The sequence below is a fragment of the Corynebacterium sp. UMB6689 genome, assembly GCF_030215295.1.
GTDB lineage: Bacteria > Actinomycetota > Actinomycetes > Mycobacteriales > Mycobacteriaceae > Corynebacterium > Corynebacterium aurimucosum.
In genome coordinates, this window is record NZ_JASOLS010000303.1 from 1 (window position 1) to 232 (window position 232).

Here is a 232-nt window from a genome sequence, read left to right on the forward strand (position 1 = left end):
CAATCATCGTCATCATCACTTGGATAATAGCGAACTGGTGGACTTTGGGGTTGACTTGGCTGCGGAGCGGGTTGAGCTGGTACAGGTTGACTTGGCTGGGGTGCAGGACGGCTGGGCGCTTGACTAGGTGTGGAGTTTTCTGGCGCGGTTTGGGGTTGGCTTCCGGCTGGCGCACTTCGATCTTGCTGATTGTTTTGCTGATTTTGTGCTTTTGAGTCATTGGAAGATTCCT

Annotated in this window: 1 protein-coding gene; it reads right to left on the reverse strand. The window is 53.0% G+C overall.

Annotated features, from left to right (window positions below; genetic code table 11):
• Nucleotides 1-220 (reverse strand): hypothetical protein (locus QP363_RS13600; protein ID WP_284764885.1); only part of this gene is annotated, 220 nt, incomplete at its 3' end.
• Nucleotides 221-232 lie beyond the last annotated feature (12 nt).